This window comes from Erythrobacter sp. HI0063 (assembly GCF_001635685.1).
GTDB lineage: Bacteria > Pseudomonadota > Alphaproteobacteria > Sphingomonadales > Sphingomonadaceae > Qipengyuania.
Genome location: NZ_LWFF01000276.1, coordinates 1 through 321 on the forward strand (window position 1 = coordinate 1; position 321 = coordinate 321).

The window sequence follows — 321 nt, forward strand, 5'->3', positions numbered from 1 at the left end:
GGGTCTCTTAAAGATGGGCCAAAGGGGTCTCCTAGCGGTCCGCGTAATATAGTTCGTCACAACTTTTATGCTTCCGAAGTCGATCTTCTTGAGTTCACAAAAAGATTTGCTATTTCTGCCCATCTTCCGATTGAGGAACTCAAAAGATTTTTCATACCCGTCGGAAGAAAGCAAAAGCCTCTTACGCTAGATTGAGATGATCTTTGAAATATCACGAATGCGATGGGGGAAGCGATGACAGAGGCCGAATGAGATGTCCGCGCGAAGATCAGGATCCTCAAATGACGCTTAAATTTCTTTCTTCCGCGAGGGGCGTGAAAT

General features: G+C 45.5%; 1 protein-coding gene. It reads left to right on the forward strand.

The window, feature by feature from the left end; genetic code table 11:
* On the forward strand, nt 1–195 hold a 195-nt coding region (locus A3736_RS18000; protein WP_233999337.1), incomplete at its 5' end, for a hypothetical protein.
* Nucleotides 196–321 lie beyond the last annotated feature (126 nt).